Annotated in this window: 14 protein-coding genes; 12 read left to right on the top strand and 2 right to left on the bottom strand. The window is 50.8% G+C overall.

From position 1 onward, the window contains the following. Positions 1-68 precede the first annotated feature (68 nt). Genes JW814_01315 through JW814_01340 form a run of 6 tightly spaced genes read left to right on the top strand, consistent with a single transcriptional unit; the run spans position 69 to position 6031 of the window. Positions 69-1106 carry a glycosyltransferase family 2 protein gene (locus tag JW814_01315; GenBank protein ID MBN2070067.1) on the top strand — a complete coding sequence of 346 codons (1038 nt, stop codon included), beginning with the start codon at positions 69-71 and terminating at the stop codon, positions 1104-1106. Positions 1107-1154: 48 nt separating this feature from the next. After that, positions 1155-1940, top strand: a complete 786-nt coding sequence (locus JW814_01320; protein MBN2070068.1) for an SDR family oxidoreductase — start codon at positions 1155-1157, stop codon at positions 1938-1940. Then, positions 1937-2806 (top strand): WecB/TagA/CpsF family glycosyltransferase, encoded by an 870-nt coding sequence (locus JW814_01325; protein ID MBN2070069.1) that lies wholly within the window; start codon positions 1937-1939, stop codon positions 2804-2806. Before JW814_01320 ends, JW814_01325 begins: the two co-directional genes overlap by 4 nt. Next, the gene (locus JW814_01330) at positions 2806-3729 is read left to right on the top strand and encodes a polysaccharide deacetylase family protein (GenBank protein ID MBN2070070.1); all 924 of its coding nucleotides are present in this window, start codon (positions 2806-2808) and stop codon (positions 3727-3729) included. The genes JW814_01325 and JW814_01330 overlap by 1 nt, the downstream gene beginning before the upstream one ends. Then, positions 3726-4829: a radical SAM protein gene (locus tag JW814_01335; GenBank protein ID MBN2070071.1), complete on the top strand. Its 1104-nt coding sequence runs from the start codon at positions 3726-3728 to the stop codon at positions 4827-4829. Before JW814_01330 ends, JW814_01335 begins: the two co-directional genes overlap by 4 nt. Next, positions 4826-6031: a hypothetical protein gene (locus JW814_01340; protein MBN2070072.1), complete on the top strand. Its 1206-nt coding sequence runs from the start codon at positions 4826-4828 to the stop codon at positions 6029-6031. Before JW814_01335 ends, JW814_01340 begins: the two co-directional genes overlap by 4 nt. On the opposite strand, the gene JW814_01345 is transcribed toward JW814_01340, so the two are convergent. Further along, positions 6026-8065, bottom strand: coding sequence for a hypothetical protein (locus JW814_01345; protein MBN2070073.1), 2040 nt, complete (start codon positions 8063-8065; stop codon positions 6026-6028). The genes JW814_01340 and JW814_01345 overlap by 6 nt on opposite strands. A gap of 255 nt (positions 8066-8320) precedes the next feature. Then, positions 8321-13420: a VCBS repeat-containing protein gene (locus tag JW814_01350; GenBank protein MBN2070074.1), complete on the bottom strand. Its 5100-nt coding sequence runs from the start codon at positions 13418-13420 to the stop codon at positions 8321-8323. A gap of 409 nt (positions 13421-13829) precedes the next feature. Here JW814_01350 and JW814_01355 point away from each other — a divergent pair, with 409 nt between their 5' ends. The 6 genes from JW814_01355 to JW814_01380 all read left to right on the top strand — a co-directional run bounded on the left by JW814_01355 (position 13830) and on the right by JW814_01380 (position 20299). After that, positions 13830-15107 carry a hypothetical protein gene (locus JW814_01355; protein MBN2070075.1) on the top strand — a complete coding sequence of 426 codons (1278 nt, stop codon included), beginning with the start codon at positions 13830-13832 and terminating at the stop codon, positions 15105-15107. A 112-nt stretch (positions 15108-15219) separates the two neighbouring features. Further along, on the top strand, positions 15220-16449 hold the full coding sequence (locus JW814_01360; GenBank protein MBN2070076.1) for a membrane protein insertion efficiency factor YidD: 1230 nt from the start codon (positions 15220-15222) through the stop codon (positions 16447-16449). A 575-nt stretch (positions 16450-17024) separates the two neighbouring features. Then, entirely contained in the window at positions 17025-17600 is a 576-nt protein-coding gene (locus JW814_01365; GenBank protein MBN2070077.1) for a hypothetical protein, read from the top strand. Between the two features lie 239 nt (positions 17601-17839). Then, on the top strand, positions 17840-18532 hold the full coding sequence (locus JW814_01370; protein MBN2070078.1) for a choice-of-anchor N protein: 693 nt from the start codon (positions 17840-17842) through the stop codon (positions 18530-18532). A 302-nt stretch (positions 18533-18834) separates the two neighbouring features. Beyond that, a complete protein-coding gene (locus JW814_01375; protein MBN2070079.1) occupies positions 18835-19548 on the top strand; it encodes a choice-of-anchor N protein in 714 nt (237 codons plus the stop codon). A 37-nt stretch (positions 19549-19585) separates the two neighbouring features. Continuing rightward, the gene (locus JW814_01380) at positions 19586-20299 is read left to right on the top strand and encodes a choice-of-anchor N protein (protein ID MBN2070080.1); all 714 of its coding nucleotides are present in this window, start codon (positions 19586-19588) and stop codon (positions 20297-20299) included. Positions 20300-20392 lie beyond the last annotated feature (93 nt).

Below are 20392 nucleotides of genomic sequence, written 5' to 3' on the forward strand. Positions count from 1 at the left end.
CGGCGCGGCAGTATTTTATTTATATCCGCATAGGCGATCATCCGAATCCTTGACCGGGGTTGCGTCATTTGAACGAAAATCTGGAAAAACCAGTCCGAGTCTCAGTCATCATCCCATGCAGGAACGAATTCTCCTCGATCAGAGAACTTATGCGTTCCCTTCTCGAAATGACCGGCGACGAGACGGAGATAATCGTCGCCGACGGTAGAAGCGACGACGGAACGAGAGAATATCTCGATTCACTGTCGCTGCGCGAAAAAAGGGTAATCGTAATCGACAATCCCCTGCTCCACGCTTCAGGCGGGCTTAACGCGGCGATAAAAAAATCGCGCGGAGAATTCATAATCAGGATGGACGCCCACACCCGCTACGCCCCCGATTACATCGAAAAATCGATTGAGACTCTCGAAAAAACAGGAGCTGACAATGCCGGCGGGCCGCAGGTAGCCGAATCGTCCGGAGGGTACGTAGCCAGGGCCATAGCCGCCGCGTGCCATTCGAGCATCGCCGTTGGAGGTTCGAGCATTCACGATCCACGATACGAGGGCCCGACCGACTCGGTGATCTATGGCTGCTGGCGAAGATCGTTGTTCGCAAACGTAGGTCTCTTCGACGAGGACCTTGTCCGCAATCAGGACGGGGAACATAACAGGCGGATAACTCGCGCCGGCGGACTGATCTGGCAGACTCCCGATATCCGGTCATGGTACAGGCCAAGGGATAATATAATGGCGGTAGCGAGACAGTACGCGCAGTACGGCTACTGGAAGGCCAGGGAGATCCAGAAATCGAAAAAGGTCCCCTCGCCAAGGCAGATAGTGCCAGGCCTCTTCCTACTGAGCATTCCGGTGCTCGCGGCGACAAGTTTTTTCTCCTCGGTGACCTTGAAGATATTTTTATTGATAATATCGGCTTATATCGTCTTTCTTGCCGGCTCGGCGTTCCACCTCTGCCTCGCGTCGGGTGGATGGCGATATTTTATCCTTTTCCCTCCCGTTTTTTTCGCGATGCAGGCAGGTTATGGTTATGGATCGATAAGAGGTGTGATAGATTTCTGGATCATGGGAAGAAAAGGAAGGGAAGGCTTCGCCGGGCTGACCAGGTGATACGGCGGCCGGCGCGGGACTCTACGATCCACCCGGCGAGGATCAGATATGGATGATAGAAAAACAGCGGTAATAACAGGCGCATCACGCGGACTCGGCCGCGAGTTCACCCGCCTGCTGGCAGAGGATGGTTACGACCTTGTCATCACGGCAAGAGATGAGCAGGCCTTGGAAACTCTCTCCGATGAACTGATGTCGTCTTTTCCTGTCAGGGTGGAATTCGTCTCCGCCGACCTTTCGACAGACGATGGAGCGTCGAAAGTATCCCGTTATATCTCAGGAAAAAATATCGGAGTCGATATCCTGATAAACAACGCAGGGTTCGGGATATTTGGAGATTTCAGTAAAAATAAAAGCGAGGATATATCCAATATGATAGGTTGCAACGTATCATCCCTCACTCTTCTGACCAGGTCTCTTCTGCCAGGGATGATCGAAAGAGGCGGCGGCAGGATACTCAATGTCGCCTCGACCGCGTCTTTCAGGCCAGGACCGATGATGGCGGTCTATTCGGCTACCAGGGCATATATCCTGTCGTTTTCAAGAGCGCTTTCGTCGGAGCTGCAAAATTCCGGCATCACGGTAACCGCCCTTTGCCCCGGGCCTATCGATACCGGTTTCGCCAGGAGAGCAGGGATAAAAAGATCGAAGATCGCTGAAAAGAGGAAAGCCGCTCCGGTAGGAAAAGTGGCATTATACGGATACCGGGCGATGCTCCGCGGAAAACGGATCGCGATCGATGGCGCGGCGAACAGGCTTTTTATCTTCGCGTTGAGATTCCTCCCCTCCCGTTTTGTCGACGATCTTTCCGGAAAGACCAGGAGAAGAGATTGAAAACGAGTCAAAAAGGATTATCCGGCTCGCTGAAAGAGGTGCAGTTTCTGGGACTTCACCTCCTTACCGGCTGGTTCGATGAAGTCGCCGGCTGGATGACAGAGAGAATATTCGATCGTCCGCCGACACCCTGGATCGTGACCCATATCAATATCAATAACTACTGCAGGCTCAAGAGGTCTCCATCTGTCGCCGAAAGCCTCCTCGAAGACTGCGTCATGGTGATGGACGGAGTCGGCATGAAAGCGGGGGCTCTGCTTCTGGGGCTTGGATGGCTTCCCGATCTTAACGGCACGGATCTCTTTCCCCTCGTCATGGACAGAGTGAAAGAGCGATCTATCCGTATCTTTCTGCTAGGTTCTAAGCCTGGAACAGCGCGTAAAGCTGCCGAAGCGATCTCGCGTAGATACCCGGGGATAGAAATATCGGACTTCCACCATGGATATTTCGAAGACAAAGATGAAAGCTCGATCGTCTCACGGATCAACAGTAGCCGAAGCGATCTGCTCCTTGCGGGAATGGGTTTTCCGAAACAGGAGTCGTTCGCGATGAGGAACCGTTACAGGCTTGAAACGCCCCTTGTCTGGAATGTCGGCGGACTTTTCGATTTCATATCAGGGGAAAAGCCGAGAGCGCCGTATCTGTTGAGAAAAATCCGTACCGAATGGCTTTTCAGGCTCGCTCTCGATCCAAAAACGATGTGGCGCCGGAACGTAGTCGAGGCCCCTCTTTTTTTCATCGATATCCTCAAAGGAATGGCCGGTCGGCATCCCCGATGGAAGATCGACAGAAGAGCCGATCCCACCATGAAATACGAAAGTAAAAGCAGGCCTGCCGATCAGATCTCCAGCGGGAAGAGAATGTGATGGGAACAAAGGTAAAGGAGAAGATCGTACCCCTTCTTGTCACTGTCGATATTGAGACCGCTCCGGACCATGATCTCTCCGGCCAGAAAGATTTATTGATCTCGCTCGGCAGCGATCTTGCCTCTCTAGGTATCCGGGCCACTCTCTTTCCAACGGCGAAAGCCGCCGAAAGGTCAGCCGAAGAGTTGAGAATAATGTCGCGGCAGGGCCACGAGATCGGATGCCACGGCTTCGATCACGGACCGTCGGAAGATTACTCGAAGATGCCGGTGGACGAATCGACTTCGCTTATAGGCAGGTCAGCCAGGATCATCGAGGAGACGGTCGGCTGCAGGCCTGTATCTTTCCGGGCGCCACGGATGGCCGCCTCTTCAGCGCTGCACGAAGCTCTTGAGAAGAACCGGTTTTCAGTCGATTTCTCAATATCTCCAAGACGCGTAGATTTTTTCAATTCCAGGGGAGCGGGCGCCAGATCGTTTTTCGCTCCGCCCTGTCCGTACCATCCCTGCCGTAATTCTCCATACCGGGAAGGGGAAAGGAAACTTCTCGTCATTCCCCTTAGCGGCTTCGGCATCCCGTTCCTTTCAGGATCGCTTTTCCTTTTCGGGCTTTCCGCGATGAAAGTCCTCTTCAGGAAACTGCTCTCCGAAGCTGAGAGAAAACGATGTGTCATCGTTTATCTTTTTCATTCATACGAGTTCGCCGAGTACACCGGCGGTGTTGAAGATGACGCCCCATTTTCCGATCACCATGCCGTCGCGAAAAGAAAATCGCTTCACCGGTTGTACAGGAAAGACAGGAAGAAAAGGTACGAGGACTCTTTCGAGCTTTTCCGGTACATGACTTCATTCGACACGATCAGACCTCTGACCGGTTCAGAATATCTCGAAACTGTCCTGGGCGGGAGAACGGGTAGCAGATGAAAGAGCGATCATTGAGGTTATTTTCGCGGCTGATGAAAACGCTTCCCTACCTGATCCTCTTCGTATCAAGCGATTGCTGGAATCACTGCCGCCACTGCTGGTACAACGAAAAGTGGAAGGAAAGACACCTCAAAGACGCTCCTCTACGATTCGACGAACTGTCGAAGATCGCCGACTCGATCCCGAGCCTGAGATTTCTCAGCCTGACCGGAGGTGAAGCGTTTCTAAGGGACGATATCGTCGAGATCACGAACCTGTTCGCGAAAAAAACCAAGCTCCACCGATACGAGATCCCTTCTTCCGGATTCGAGCCGGAAAGAATCGCTTCGCTTACCAGCGCGATCCTCGATTCCAACGGGCAGATACCGTTCAGGGTAGACATCTCGATAGATGGAACGGAAGAGACCCACGACATCATCAGAGGCAGAAAGGGATCGCACGAGAGAGCTCTTCGCACGGTGAACGAGCTGCTGACCCTCAAAAAAAAATACGCGTGGTTCGACGTCGGGATTATAACCACCCTTTCCCGATCGAATCAGAATGAGATCGGCAGGATCGGCGAACTTGCCGCCCGGATAAATCCAGGCGGGGAATGGATGGTCAATATCACAAGAGGCGAAGCGCGCGACCGAGATGTCGAAGGAGTCAATTTAGAACGGTATCGCGAAGCTCATCTCGCGATCGAGGAAAGTACCACCAGCGGCAGACACGCCGGGCATTCCGGTCATCGCTGGGCGAAATGGCTAAGCGCCAAAAATGCCGTCCGGCGAGAGCTGATACTCGGGATCCTTTCCGGGGAAAAAAGCGTCGGCCTCTGCGCCGCCGGCTCGCTTGCCGGAGTGATCTATAGTGACGGTACTGTTTCGCCATGCGAGACGCTGACCGAGCCTATCGGAAATATCAGGGATTACGACCTTGATCTCGCCGCTGCCTGGAACTCTCCCGCCGCCGGCAGGGTGAGACGCTCGATCGCTGATTCGAGATGCTCCTGCACCCATGAATGTTTTCTCTCAGTGAGCCTTCTCGTAAATCCACGTTACTGGCCCCGTATCGCGTGGCAGAGAGCAAGGCTGCTTCGGCATAGGGGGAATGCGAGATGACGATCTTCCACCTGCCCGTGGAGCTTCTCCTTATCCTGATGGGGTCCATCGCTCTTGTCGAGGCAGCTTCAGTCCTGGGCCTGTACCTGCTCCACCGGTCCCACGGCATATATTACCTTCCGCGAAACGCACCCCGGCTAAGCAGGAAATGCAGGGATTTTATCTCCCGTCTTGCCGCTTCAGAAGGGACGGGAGATCTGATGCGGCTCGACGCTGAGCTTGGCTGGTCGCCGGTGACGAGGGTCGCGCCAGGAAATAAATATTCAACAAACTCGATCGGGGCTCGAGGTTGCAGGGAGTATTCGAGCGAACCTCCCGATGGAAAGACCAGAGTGACCACGTTCGGCGACTGCCTCACTTTCGGCGACGGTTCAGCCTTTGAAGATACGTGGCAGGCGAAGCTGGAAGCGCTGGACGGCAGGTTTGAAGTGATAAACCTCGGGGTCGAGGGTTACGGCCCTGGCCAGGCTTTTCTCAGGTACCTGCGCAGCGGGGAGCAGCTTCGCCGGCAGGGCGCCGCCATACTATCGATCGCCACGAGCAACATATTCAAACCTCTGAATATATTCAGGCCCTTCTATTCGTACGACCACGGGATCATGCTTTCAAAACCGGGATTCTCGATCTCAAACAGCTCTCTCGCGATCATTCCCAACCCTCTTGATTCGCTCGAACGCTATCAGGAGCTTTTAAACAATCCCCGCGCCGAACTGAACAGGATCGGCGCGTTGGACAGATATTTTCAGCAGACGTACCGGGGAAGCATCTTCGATCTATTCCCTCATCACAGGCTGCTTAAGATCGCGCAAAGCGAACTCCGGCGCAGGAGGCAGACGATCCTCAGGTCAGGGTCTCTCGCTCCCCGATCGGAGTCGCTTCAGACATCTCTGGCAATCTTTGATGAATTTCACTACAGGGCGGCCTCGGCAGGCACAAGGCCCATTTTTATACTTTTTCCGCTGAAAAAGGAGATCGACCGGTTCATCAGGAAAGGCGCGAGGCCGTATGATCCGATCATCTCGCATTTCATCAAAAACGATTATGAATTCATCGACATGCTCGACCCTTTCAACGCAGCATTGAAAAAAGATGGCAACCAGGGATTTTACATGGGCAGGCATTTATCCCCCAACGCAAACGGGATAATCGCCGAAGCCGTCCTGGCGTTTCTTCGCGCCGATAATCAAAAAGCCAGGTCATAAGGAAGCAGGCGGCAGGTCATCGATCAGCCGCCGGAGACTGGATAACCTTTTTCCGTATTCATTGAACCATCCCCTGCCGGCTCTTGACAGGCTGCTTGCGACCGGAGAGAGAGATTCCCGTTGGACTTCAAGGATGGCGTCAGCGATCCTGAGAAGATGATAAAAGGGGTCTTCCCAGTCTTTTTCCGGATCGCGGCAGGAGAGCATGAAGAGAGAGGTATCTATAAGATCGCGCATCGACGTCCTTTCGGTAAGAAGGGTCCAGTGCGAGGCGGAGCCAAAGATGAGCGATTCGCGAAAGAACCAGTGGCCGATAGTCCGATACCTGTTGTAGACGGCCGGTTCGACTTCGAAAATATGCCTGAGCAGCATCACGCATCTTTCGAGTATCCTATCGCTGTCGATCAGCCTGGATAATTCGGCGACTTTATTTTTCGTTACTTTATCTTCTGCCCACAAATATTGGCTCCATCTCTCGATCTTACCCGGATCAAGCACCAGTTCCGCGATATTTTGAAATTCCTCGAATCGGCCAGGGTCATTTCCAAATATCCGGTAGACTTCGTGCATATGCCGGATATCGAACGCCTCTGGAAAACTTCCCCTGTCGCATGGCAAGACCGGGGGTGAAAGCTCGTGAAATCCGCTATATCCGAAAAGAGGGTGCCTCAGAAGATATATCATATGCCTGTCCCTTCCCTGGGTCCGGGCAAAGATATCGCCATCCAGTATATCGGCGTACCGGTAACGCCCCGCATCATTTGCCAATCTGGCCGGCCTTTTGCCGCGGGGTACTGTGATATTGAAATGATCGAAGAATGACTTTTTGAACCCCGCGTACCTGTCCGGGTTCAACGGCAGCACTTTCAGTTCAGGGGCGTAATTTCCTTCTTCAAGCTCGAAGAGTCTCTCGATCCTCTCGCTTACCTCGTCGAATATCTTCATATGCCCCTTCTCGTCAGGATGGGTGTAATCGATCATCGAATCTCCTGAAATATACCTTTCCAGGTCTATTTCGATCACACCCTCATTCCTCCCCCCCGTCATACCGCAGATCGCCTGGCGATACGATCTTTTTATCCGGTACGTCCCCATGTCCGATTCCCGCGCCTTGTCGAAAGCTTCATCCGCCGCTTCTTTTTCCCCGATCGCCATGTACGAAAGGGCGAGGTTGTACAATACGAGCGGATGGAGCGGATTCATCGCCGAGGGTATCTCCCTGAGCAGTGCGATAGCCTGATCCGGCTCTCCACGGTCAAAATATATCGAGGCAAGATTATTGCGGGCGATAATCGATTCCTCGAAAAAAGAATCCTCCCGCCCTGAGCGCCGGGAGGCCGGGCTGGATCGCGATATTATCTCCGAGTATTTCCGCTCGGCCTCGCCCGCTTCCCCTTTCCTGTCGTTATTGGCAGCTTCCACAAGGTCCGCGGCGGGAGATGGAATATCTAAAAGCCTGTCATCGTTTATATTGAATATTCGGTAGAAGATCGAATTGCCGAGATGGCCGCATGGCGGAAAATCGATCTTTGATATCGGATCGATATGGATCATCCGCATGCCGTGATCGGCGCAAAGACCGGCGATCCTGGAAATGAACTTGCGGTAATCACCGGGTGAGACTGAAGGCCTTATCCCTTTCGACGGAAGAAGACCCTTTCGGTACCTGTAAGGGATGTTTCTCTTCGAGAGGGGATTCCTCTTCCTGTAAAAATAATCCGCTGTCCTGGCAAAAAGCGGCGCGGCCCGCAGACGCCCTGGGGATTTGATATACCCGAATCCGCATGGATCACAGTTTCCGAGATAAAGGATCAGGGCGTCATACTCTGATCTTGCCGCCAGGTCGCCGAGGTGGGCCGCCGCGTCCGCCGATGTCATACCTGTCGTCGATCCGTTGAAAAACCTTACCAGGCGGTCGTATCGCCGCAAAAGCGGGAAATGATCGAGAGCGTTGAGAAACCTTCCCCCCAGGCTGGACAAAGCCGAATCGCCCAGAACGAGAATATCTATCGTATCTTTTTTTACCTGATCCATAATATCGGATGACTCCGGAAGGGGCCTTCTGTTATAATCCATTCAACAGGGGAAAACCGGCCCGGTTTAATAAATCGAAAAACACCGATACTAAAAACAGGAGATGATAAAATGAGATGCCTCTGGATCATCTTGTTGATAGTGGGGGTCATTATAGCAATCCCCCTTATCAGAAAAGGAAACAGGGGAGATGACGATAATATTTATCCATTCTGGTAATCTTGCTCAAGAGTATTGCTTTACATAAGGTGCCAATCATCTCAACAGGATCATCTTTCGAGTCCTTGTCTCATGTCCGGTTTTCAATCGGTAGAAGTATATGCCTGATGTGACTTCCACATCCCTGCTGTTTTTACCATCCCAGCCGATCTCATAGATACCGGCGTTTCGATCTCCCTGATAGAGTGTCTTAATCAATGATCCCCTGACATCATAAATACTTATAACGACTTTTCCGGCCTCCGCGATCTCGTATCGAATAACCGTTGATGGATTCAATGGATTGGGGTAATTCTGATGGAGGACCGTTTTAACCGGTAATTCCGGGACTTTGTCTTCCAGCATATCTATGAATTCTTCGCTACCCACGAGGAGTACGAATCGCGCATCCTCTTCGTCGGAGACAAAGTCCTTCTTTCCCAGATAAAAGTCATATCTGTTTTCTGTTCGAAGATCAACGTACTTCCCGAGATCCCTGTCGATAAGATAGAGTACTGCTTCCACCGGAACGTTCTCAAATATTTCAAACTCCAGCAGTACTTCATCCATTGCGCTTTCAACTGTAAAATTTTTCGCGATATCGAACTTCCACATCTGCCCCCAGAGCCCTATGGCTGATCGCGACAATCCAGGTGGAGTCACTTCCAACTCAGCGTATCCACCCCTGATATCGGAAGAATAATTTCCGGAATGCCTTTCCCATGTCGGATGCGGAAAGTAGAGAGAGATCGCGTTACCAGGACTCAACGGAGGCTCGGACCGATCTTGCCGGTCCCAATGGTTCTCAGCGCCAGAGTAAACACCGATGAAGTTGTTCCTGTCCCGCGCGTCAGAGCACGATGCTACGATATTTATCATCCACCCGTCGATTTCCTCTGCAGTCTCTGTCAGGGTCTTTTCGATAATATTCATGGCGTCAGCATCCAGCGGCGGAACATTGAGAATCACGGGGATATCGCTGAGATTTCTCACCCAGTAACCTTCAAATGGCGCCAGCGTTTCCACGTCGTAGCTGTACCCTTCCCCAACCTCCCACCCTATCGGCGGCTCGACGATCGTATCCGACTCTGCCATCGTCAGGGTATCGACCAGGATCGAATCCCATGCCACGGGAAAATTGAACGGATTGCCTATCATGTTCCAGCCGGGAGCCAAAGCTACCGAATACGGGTTTCCGGTTGGGGTTGAATAGCCGGTGATCGGAGATGTTGTGATCCTGCTTGTCTTCCTCGAGACGAGCCAGAACGCTCTTCCCGGTTCGGGTCTGAAATGTCCGGCCACCCCCTCTTGTGATAGTTCCATATATCCAGGCTGGTCGGGAGTGTATCTGAAAGATCGCCAGTTTATCGGGTCATATGGCCCGAATTCCGCCTGATCAGCCAGAAGTGCCTCGATTGTTCCATAGAAATCTTCGTCGAACAGAAGAGGGATCGAGATCATCCGGTATTGCGAGCCATGGCAGGATTCCTCCTCCCGCAGATCCTGTACCATTATCTGGATGGCGTATGGATTCCGATCGGGGGTCAACGGAGGATCTGTCAGCGCCCGCGTGAGAGTATTCACCTCCACCCAATATTCCAGACCTCGAGGACTGGCAAGGGTATCGGCGATCGTTGCGACCGGCAGCGGGTCCTCATACTCCAGGCTTAAAGTATCGAAAAGTGTCCTCCCTCCGATACGGTAGTGAAGAAGACCACCGGAAAAAACGGCACCATCAGGAAGGGACACTTCGATTCGCACAGGCCGGCCTTCAAGAAATCCGGCACCTGAATTCGGTTTCGGATAGGAGAAAATCGCTCCCGGTGGATCGACCGCCTGGGTGAAAAACGAATCAGGAGCTCCCGGAGGATCTGTCGCGTAAACACCACTGTTTTCGATCTTAATATAGTACTCCAGTCCACCTTCAGTGACTGCCGTACCCGGAACCACGGCAATAAAATCATCACCGTATTTCGAGAGAGGAATACTGTCATTGAATGTCCCGCCGTTTCCGCCCGGCCTGTGATGGAGATACCCCTGCTCGATCCGGACATCCGGAAAGGGGCTTACAACTACCGTTACCGCCTCGCCAAGAGGCACCCGCGGTGTCGGAGTCAGTAGATTGCTCTCGACCCGCAGGGCTCTGATATCCGTTTCGACCTGTATCGCAGTAACGGGAGTCAAAGGATCGTTACTCTCTATCATGAGGGGGCCGGAAATTTCGGTATCAATCCTCGGCTCAAGAAAGACCTCAATACCGGCGCGGCCTCCCGGATCGATATTGACGGGGATCTCGAGGCCCAGTCGTATCTCGGTTGACGGAAAACTGACGCCGGTGATTGAAAGCAGTTCATTCCCAGTATTCAATACTGTCATATCAAACAAGGTCGTATCACCGACTGTGATCGTAGGAAAAGAAATAAGATGCTCCGGCACGGTAAGTTCCGGGCGGGACGGTTCAATCGGCCCCACGTTTTTCATGTACGAAGGGATTTGCTGTATCAAAGAGACACGTTTCGGATCAGAGATCGTCTTAAGCCGGAGAATAATATCCCTGTCGTCAAAAGGCAGGGAGGATACATCCCAATCGAACTGATGTTCAATTCCCTCAGGCGACGCTGTCAACGGCCCGATCTTCCCTGAAGACCCGACGACATCCACGGAATACCATTCAGGCATACCTTCGAACTGATACTCCGGCACTATCCAAACCTGATCAGATTCGACATCAATCGCCTTCAATGTCACAAGATATCTGTTCCTGGCGATTTCCCGGACATCGACAGAGCGCAGGAAAGCACTGTTATTCGGGAGGTGATTGGTCGGGGACAAAGGAGAACCCTTGAAAGCAGGCGCCTGCTTCCCGAGAAAAAGTTCTCCGCTGGGAGAATTTCCAAATATTACATCAATATCTCCATCCAGATCTACATCTCCCGGAAATACACAGGTGGTCATATCCGCTCGTTCCCATGTCCAGTCAGGTACTGACGAGAAAGTGCCTCCATTGTTCAAATATATGGTATTGTTTTCACCGTCTGGATAATAACCGCTGTTGCCGCAGATCAGATCAAGATCGCCGTCACGGTCGAGATCTTCCAGCGCGATAGCGAACGTCTTGTCCGCGATTCCTGATACCCATTCAGGGGTAGACGCTAAAACCCCTCCTTCATTCAAATAAAGGGTGTTCGCCTGTCCCGACCTTTCAAACCCGCAATTACCGCAGACCAGATCGAGGTCGCCGTCGGAGTCTATGTCTCCCAGGGCTATGCTGACAGTGGTATATGCCGCGCTGGAGTACCATACTGGATCATCAGTGAAGATGCCTCCATCATTCAAATACATCGTGTTCTTCTCACCCAGAAAATCCGTACCGAAATTTCCACATACAAGATCGGGGTATCCGTCTTTGTTGATGTCTCCGAGTGCGATACTGCCCGTGGAACTTCTGCCTGCCGAAAACCATGCCGGTGTAAAGGAAGGAATGACGCCCCCGTCGTTCAAAAAGAGTGCGTTGCCTGTGTCAGTATCTTCAGCGTCAGTTCCCGATATCAGATCAAGATCCCCATCAAGATCGACATCTTCCAGCGCGATACTGATCGTTTCCAGACTTAATCCATCGTTCCAGTCCGGACTCTTCGAAAATGTACCACCTTGATTAAGATAAAGTGTGTTATTCTGTCTGACATTGCCGCAGACCAGATCCAGATCACCGTCACCGTCTACATCCCCCAGATCTATATTTGCCGTGCTGTTATCCTGGCTCGAATACCAGCCTGCCAAAGTATCAAATACGCATTCGTTATTTAAAAATAACAGGTTTACATAAAGCCCCCCCGCGACAAGATCGGGATACCCGTTACCATCGATATCTCCCATATCGATATCATAGATACCGGGAAAGTAGGGCCATATAAAATCAGGCGCCGCGGCGAAAGGATGACTGTTATTGGAATAAATCGCGTTGTTGCCGGCATTACCGCAGATCATGTCCAGGCTTCCATCGGAATCGATGTCCCCAAGAGCTATCGCTATAGTCCAGATATTGGATTCAGCCGTCCAATCCGGCACCAGTGGAAAAGTGCCTTCAGTATTGAGATAAACAACGTTACCTTCAGATCCTTCCTGGATGTTCGCGCATACGAGATCGAGATCGCCGTCCCCATCTATATCACCCAGCGCGATATCGAAGGAGACCTTATCTGTCTCGCATGACCAGGAAGGTGTTGTTGAAAAGAGACCTCCTTCGTTCAGGTAAAGCGATATATTTTTACCGGAAAATTCATGTATTATGTTCGCGCAGACAAGATCGAGATAACCATCTCCATTGATGTCACCGAGCTCCACGGAAGTCGTGTTGAATGTCGAATCGGATAACCAGGCGGGACTGGTCGAAAACATGCCCCCTTCATTTAGATAAAGCGTATTGGGAGTTTTATCGTTCCCACATACGAGATCAAGGTAACCATCACCATTTACGTCACCGATAGCGATATCATTGGTAACGAACATCGAATCAGATTGCCAGACCGGAGCAGGTGCAACAATACCATCTTCATTCATATAGAGCGTGTTCCGCTGGGGATTTTTGTAACCTCCATTTCCGCATACCAGATCGAGATACCCATCATTGTCGATATCCCCAAGGGTCACACAGGATGTCAAATTCAATGAATCCGAATACCATGAGGGGGTTGTGGTAAACATGCCGCTTGAATTCAAATAGATAGTGTTTCTTTGACCATAATTCCCGCATACGAGATCAAGAGCACCATCGCCGTCTATATCTCCCAATGCCACTGCTAATGTCATATTCGCGGGGGCTGAAGACCAGGCAAATGATGACGAGAGAATGCCACCGTCATTTAAATACAGCGTATTGAATTGACCCGAAGATTCCCCTGAATTCCCGCATACCAGATCAAGATAACCGTCACCGTTTACGTCTCCCGTGGCAACAGACCAGGTCCAGTCGGATTGCGCGGAAAACCATGCGGGCTCCCCCGAAAATAGCGGTGTTTGCGCATTACCTGATCGTGCGGGGATTATCGCCGCAATAAAACAGGCACAAAACATTGTACAAGCATATCGCTTCCATCTACTGTAATTGTAATGCGCCATTGGAAGAAACTCATCCGGACGACGCGTGCGAATAAACATCGATGCCCCCTGACTGTTTATCTATATAAATAATGCCGTACCTGTTCTTCCGCGTGTCACTCTATCTGTCGTTATTTCTTTCCTGGTGATTCCAATTGATGATCTCTGCAGCCCCGCCAGGGAGATTACCATATAATTACTGGAAAATCGATCAAAATCCGAACCTTTGAACAGATTTGACACCTCTATATCTGCAGGTTCTGTTTGACAGGTCCTCAACCGGTTGTTACTCTCGGCAAGGCAAAGCGGTGGATTACTCTTGGAATGACATTTATCCTGATGTCAGCGGACACAGGCGAAGAAGATTTGACAACCGATCATATAAAAGCATCTTCAGCCGCTTTTCATGCATACGGTGGTCTGCGACTCAAACTTAAGTTTTTATTTTTTTATGGAAGAAGGGATCGATTTGAAAAGATTAATTCTATTCTCGACGATCATTGTTTTCTTATTTATTTCCCATTTGACAGTAAAAGCTGATCCTGTCATCGCTGAAGGCAGGACAGCTGTCGCCGATACCGCGAAAACGAAGAAGGAAAGAGTCAGAAAGACCGCTTCAAAAAAGAAAAGGGACGCTTCAAACAAAACGACATACGCAAGCGATTCAGATGAAAAAACAAGTTTTTTCGGTTCATGCCTCGGTTCGATCCTCGAATCGGTATGCAGCAGCATCTTTTCGGATGATAAAGGGAAGGGGTCTGGCCTCGTCGGAGATGGTGATCATTTGCTCGATGATTCGGCCGGTAAGGTCCAATACCGGGGTAATATCGAGCCTGGAGACCCATCGATCAACAGCGTAAAGCTATGGGATAAACCTGGAGGATACAAGGCTGACGGATTTATACAGGGTGATCTTGAAAAAGGCGTTGAGGTAGATGTCATTGAGTCTGATTACTTTGAAAACACGCTATGGGTCCTCGTCACGACCAGAACACTCATCCCGGCTGAAGGTTGGGTGATGGAGAGTGACGTGGCCCGGCCACCCGGACAGGAGATAAATTTCCAGAACCAGGCAAACAACAACGACGGGATTGAATCGATAGTGACCCCGAACGCTCTCCTTGCCTCGGCGATGTCGTCGGATTATGTGATGGGTCTGTCCAAGTTCGGTATGGCTGAGTTGTCATATCCCCTGTTCGCCAACGAATCGATCAGCGAGGAATATATAAAAAATACTTACAGGATCGGAGGGGAATTCGGCCTGTTCATTTCGGAGACGATGCACATCGACTTCACCTTTGGTTACCTGAGCGCGAAAGGAAAGCCGTTATATATATACGGGGATTCGGAATTTGAGGACTCTCCACAGGACAGCGAGCTCCAGATACTGAGTTATGGCCTTAATTTCGGCCAATTATTGTTCTTTAACAATAATATGGTCTTTATCGGTTATGGTATCGGACCGGCCCTGTTCGATGTAAGGGAGAGTGCCAGGATCAAGGAATATGAAAATGACATCCTTACCGGGGGGAGGACGGACGAACTCGCAAAATATAAACTTGGAGGAGAAATAAAGGCTACAGCGGGATTTGTCATCGCGAGAAGTTTCCCTGTCGGTCTGACAGCGCGGTATTCATTGATTCCATGGAAAAGCGATATGGAAAAATCCCTGACGCTCGATTATCTCGATTCCAGCAGCATTTCAACATTCAGCTTCGGAATAAGTGTGGGATTATATTTATTTTGAGGATGCGCGGCAAGAACGGTTATCGCGCTGTCAAGTATCGATTCAGAATCAGTCAGGAAACCAATCTTGCCCGGGAGTCGAGTCCTGTTCATTTTACTTTTAGTTGACCGCCATGACATCGAATATAAAAACATTTATTATAAGCAGTTTGATTCTTGCCACTTCTTTCGTGGATCTATCCGCCGAAATCATCGATTCAAAAAAGAAGTCTTCTCCTCCCTGCCGACTGATCGATTTTTATCAAAAATATATATCGGACCTGCGTTACGGGAACTGCCGTTTTAACCCGAGCTGTTCTCAATACGCGAAAGAAGCGATCGGCGCCCGTGGGTTTATCAAAGGATCGGTTATTGCCGCCGACAGGCTCGTGCGATGCCATAGCGGTGCTTATCGATATTACGCGAGGGACGCAGAAGGGCATCTGGCAGATCCGGTGGCGGGGCGTCCCGGCGCGACCGACCAGCCGATAATCCCATCATGGCTCCTTCCCGACCGTGATCGATTAATAATAACGATGAGTTATATTTTTTCGGACCGCCAGATCGAGTACGCAGCTTTCGCCGATGAACTTGCCGAAGAGGGAGATTGCTGGAGAGCGGCGACCGAGTATAGGCGCGTCGCTTTCCTTTGCGACAGCGGCGAACTGGATTACTGGTCGCGCATGATGACCGGTACCTGTCATTTTCGCTGGGATGACTGGGAAGAAGCCAGGCTTGAATATCTCGACGCGGCGGCGGTGTCACAATATATATCCCGTAAAAACGCGGCATATTTCATGGCAGCCGCGTCAGATTTTAACCTTGGACTCTACGGCAGATGCGCGGACACTTTAAGAAAGTGTGATTTCGATGTAATAACGGACACCGATAATATAATCGATATCGATCAAGCTCAATTCCTGCGTGGATTATGCGCAATGGCCCTCGGGAAATGGAATGAGGGTTCTCAGCGATTCGAAGCGATAGCGAGGGTCTACCCCGACTCCCCATACCGTGACAAGGCTCTCTTCCTCTCGAAATATGTGGGACTGGGCGTTGATATAAGGCGTAAAAACGCGAAAATGGCCGTGGTGTTTTCCACACTCCTGCCCGGATCGGGACAGATGTATGCCGGAAGGGCTTATGACGGATTCCGGCACTTTCTTTTCGACGGTCTCCTGGTCTACAGCGTATACAGTTTGATAAAAGAAGAAAATTACGCGCCTGGTTATCTGCTCGGCGGATTCACGCTTCCTTTTTATTTTGGGAATATTATCGGGGCAAAAAACAGCGCGGAAAAATATAATGTCACCAGGCGCCATAAATTCATCTCGACATTGATGCAAGAGACAAGCGCTCAATAGTGAACATATAGATGTTCACTCACTTCCACGCTGCCATCCATTCGATTGCCGTTGACATCCAATGTTCAGATTATTATCATTAATCAGAGCTTTCCATCACTAATGCCAGCCCTTCCGTACCGTTCAATCGATACCATTGATATTATTCCCGGCCAGCCGGGAACGCGCCAGGCAGACAATAAACGACCTGATTCGAGTATCCCTCCAGCGTGTGATAGATTGATCTGCATGGATGCAGATCGCCACTGCCAGATTCGCCGACCGATCCCCGATAAATCCATTGTACAACTCTTTCGTCCATAACGGATCTTCCAGCAATCTGACCTTTCGACCGGCCGGGGCGTAACCTGGGTTCGGACGGGAGGCGCCGCCAGATGTCAAGCTGGACAGGTATCCCCGGCCTTTAACGACAGCCCCTCGGGCCGGACGGGTTGACAGATCCGTGCCGATATGTTAGAATTTTGATTGTAAACGAATAGAAGATTCTCTCCTCTTCTAAACTCTGCGTACAGATAGTAGTTTCTAAATCAGCTTTCTATTGTATTTCCGTATCAGATAGATAAAGGGAAGTAGTCATGCGTTACCTGACCGCAACTTTATTGTTGCTTCTCATTGTGATCAATCCGTTGCTGTCCGCCTCTGGTGAGGCGCGCGCCAGTGAACCGGGAGAATTCTCGGAGTGGGCGATGTCCCAGAGCGCCGCCATCGACCGGGACTGGCAAAAAGCTATGGGCCGAAGTTCCGCTTCGGTCACTGCTGGCCAGTATGTTCGGACAGGGATCTCATCATCAAGCTATAGCATCTCTGGAAAAAGGATAAGATATCAGAAGAGAAACGGTTGGAACGGACAGATAAACGCGTCCGGGTACATCCACCCGTCGATCTCAGGCACCTTTCTTCCCCAGACGAGCAGACTTAGAAACGGGGCTTCGCGGGGAACAGGGATGATCACCTCACCCTCGAAAGTACTTCGTGGCGGTAACCGCCGGATGCCGTTCAATTCGATGAATTTCAGCAGAAATACCGGCATCAGTCGGGGAACTGAAAGGATGCACCCCGACTTCGGGTCAAGGATCAGTTCAAGTTCAAGGAAGAGCAGGAGTTACTCCACCGGTTCCCTCGGATCGTCAAGATCGAGGAAAAGGCGGTAAGATACGACCTCCGCTCACCTGGGGGAATATGCCCCGGCCGGAGGACAGAGCAACGACGATATGTCGAGATTCTTTACAGGTTTAAAGCTGGGGAATATGACCCAACATTTGGAGTGCGCAATTTGTTATTTTAATGGATGTTACAAAAAGAGATCGATGGCACGCACCTTGCGGTCACTAATATGAAAAGTCAGAGTATTTTCGTTGTTTATAATGGAATTCGACACAAAGGAGCGGATATGAAAAGGATCAATATTTTTCTGGCGGCCCTGCTGGCTTCGGCTCTGGTCGCCGGACCAGCCAGCGCGGTTCCAAAACTACAGACCTACATAGTCGGTTCAGATTTTCAATACAACTACGCTCCGATTGAAAGCGATACCTGGGTCACGACATCGGGCAGCTTCGATCTGAAGGTGGTCGGATACTGGCATCCGATTCCGGAGGACCCGCCTCTGGATATGGTCCTCGCTCCACCGACGTACGATTATCTCGATGTCTGCCTGATGATCAGCGCTCCGACAGATCAGTCCGGAACAGTATGGATCAATGGAATCGAGATCAACTCTTTCTGCAATAATTATAACAGACAGGAAACAGGCCTCGACTGGAATACGAAGGGGTTGTTCCGCAAAGACATGAACCTCGCCTTTTACAAGGTAGGCAGGATAGACAACAAACAGGCTAACGCGTGGAACTACGACCATGGCCTGATCCATGAACGGGGATGGGGCGATGAAGCTCTCCTCGATGTCGTCGTCAGAGGTTTTTCCTGGACTCACTTTGATGCCATAGGCATAGATTCGCACGGCAAAAGGTACAGGAATCCCCATTCGCACGACTCAAGCTATTTCGCTACCCCTGAACCGGGAACGCTAAGCCTGCTCGGGCTCGGTCTTCTTGGACTGGTTCCTATTCTGAGAAGAAACAGGTAGCAACCCATAACGATATTGATCTTTTACGGCTCCTCTGCTTCGATCGAGGTAGAGGAGCCGGATCCCCTTCCTGACCCGCGCTGCGACTCCTTAAAAAATCGATCCGAAAGGGCTCAAAACGTCGGCATTCCTTACGCTTTTTAGATTGTTTGGCAAACGCCTGGATAGAGCAAATGTAACATCTTGAATTTATTAGTGATACACACGCTTAAAAAAGTGGCATGCAGATTGCGATAATATGGGTGTTTGCAGCTATATTATGTAAATTATAATCGATTCCGACACCAGAAAAGGGAAAAAAGATGAAAAGGTTCCATGTTTTTACAGCCGCGATGCTCGCCGCAGTCCTGTTCGCGGGCTCCGCTGTCGCCGTCCCAAGGATCCAGACCTATATCACCGATTCACGGTATGAGAATTTCCACAGTATTCTCGACCAGAGATCCTGGATCACCAACTCCCAGGAATTCGATCTGCATGTAGTAGGATACTGGGGAGAGGTCAATAGGGATGCAATCAACAGCGGAATAGATTACTGTTATCCCACGCGTGATTATATGGAATGTTACGTGGCGATAAGCGTCCCTATCTGCCAGTCTGGAACGATATGGATCAACGGAGAGGAAATCAGCACTTTCTACAATTTTGGCGATGCTGTTCCTCCGGGCGCCGATCCCGCCTGGTACCTTCGCTGGGCTCCTCCCGCTACCTTCGGAAAATTCAACTTCTATAAGGCTGGAGTGATCGATAACAGCCAGCCAAACGCGTGGCACTACGACCATGGGTTGATCCATTCACCAGGGTGGGGCGACGAGAAGATTCTCGATGTGGTAGTAAAGGGTTTTTCCTGGACGCATTTTGACGCGATCGGGATCGATGCGAGGGGAGTCACCTATACCAACCCATGGGATTACGACGCGACATATTTCTACTCGACTCCCGAACCGGGCACTCTCAGCCTTCTCGGCCTCGGACTTCTCGGTATTGCTCCTCTGCTGAGAAGGAAGAATAAATCATAGGACAACAGCTTACTTTTTGAACGGAAGGTTTTTTGAAATGGGCAAATGTTCGATTCTGGCGACTCTGCTCCTCTCTCTCTCTCTGATCGGTTCATCAGCGATGGCTGTCCCGAAACTGCAGACATATATTACCGGTTCGGATTATTATTACAATTACTCCGGTGATGAGGATTCGTGGGTAACGACATCCGGCAATTTTGACCTGAAGGTAGTCGGATACTGGGATCCGATGGTACCAACAACTACATCAGGTCTGGATTCCGAGATGCTGGCATTCAGACCAGATTACGATTACATGGAAGTCTATGTCGTCGTAAATGTCCCTACAGGTCAGAGTGGCACTGTCTGGATTAACGGCGTAGAGATAAACACATTCTATAACTACGGCGACGCCGGACTCGCTTCCGCTGCTCCATCCTGGTATAACAAGACCATGTTGCCCAGCATCCATAATTTCAACTTCTACCGTGTTGGAGAAATGGACAACCTCCGTGCGAACGCATGGCATTATGATGAAGGCATTATACACGAGCAGGGGTGGGGAGACGAAGCTCTTCTCGATGTAGTGGTGAGGGGATTCGAATTTGCGAACTTTGACGCTATCGGAATCGACTCCTACGGCAAGAGGTATGTAAGTCCCAACTCCCATGACGCAAGTTATTTTGCCACTCCCGAACCGGGCACTCTCAGCCTTCTCGGCCTCGGACTTCTCGGTATTGCTCCTCTGCTGAGAAGAAAAAAGAACTCCTGATCCTGACTCTCGTCAGGGTGGAATAGAAAAGGGCGCGGCAAAAGACCGCGTCCTTTTTTTATGGTACCTCTTTTGCTGCTCATTCTTCTTGCC

The organism is Candidatus Krumholzibacteriota bacterium, from assembly GCA_016932415.1.
Classification (GTDB): Bacteria; Krumholzibacteriota; Krumholzibacteriia; order Krumholzibacteriales; family Krumholzibacteriaceae; genus Krumholzibacterium.

Bases quoted from the DNA above. Each gene is read 5' to 3' on its own strand.
- JW814_01320 (MBN2070068.1), top strand. From the start codon at position 1,155: ATGGATGATAGAAAAACAGCGGTAATAACAGGCGCATCACGCGGACTC.
- JW814_01330 (MBN2070070.1), top strand. From the start codon at position 2,806: ATGGGAACAAAGGTAAAGGAGAAGATCGTACCCCTTCTTGTCACTGTC.
- JW814_01335 (MBN2070071.1), top strand. From the start codon at position 3,726: ATGAAAGAGCGATCATTGAGGTTATTTTCGCGGCTGATGAAAACGCTT.
- JW814_01340 (MBN2070072.1), top strand. From the start codon at position 4,826: ATGACGATCTTCCACCTGCCCGTGGAGCTTCTCCTTATCCTGATGGGG.
- JW814_01345 (MBN2070073.1), bottom strand. From the start codon at position 8,065: ATGGATCAGGTAAAAAAAGATACGATAGATATTCTCGTTCTGGGCGAT.
- JW814_01350 (MBN2070074.1), bottom strand. From the start codon at position 13,420: ATGTTTATTCGCACGCGTCGTCCGGATGAGTTTCTTCCAATGGCGCAT.
- JW814_01360 (MBN2070076.1), top strand. From the start codon at position 15,220: ATGACATCGAATATAAAAACATTTATTATAAGCAGTTTGATTCTTGCC.
- JW814_01365 (MBN2070077.1), top strand. From the start codon at position 17,025: ATGCGTTACCTGACCGCAACTTTATTGTTGCTTCTCATTGTGATCAAT.
- JW814_01370 (MBN2070078.1), top strand. From the start codon at position 17,840: ATGAAAAGGATCAATATTTTTCTGGCGGCCCTGCTGGCTTCGGCTCTG.
- JW814_01375 (MBN2070079.1), top strand. From the start codon at position 18,835: ATGAAAAGGTTCCATGTTTTTACAGCCGCGATGCTCGCCGCAGTCCTG.
- JW814_01380 (MBN2070080.1), top strand. From the start codon at position 19,586: ATGGGCAAATGTTCGATTCTGGCGACTCTGCTCCTCTCTCTCTCTCTG.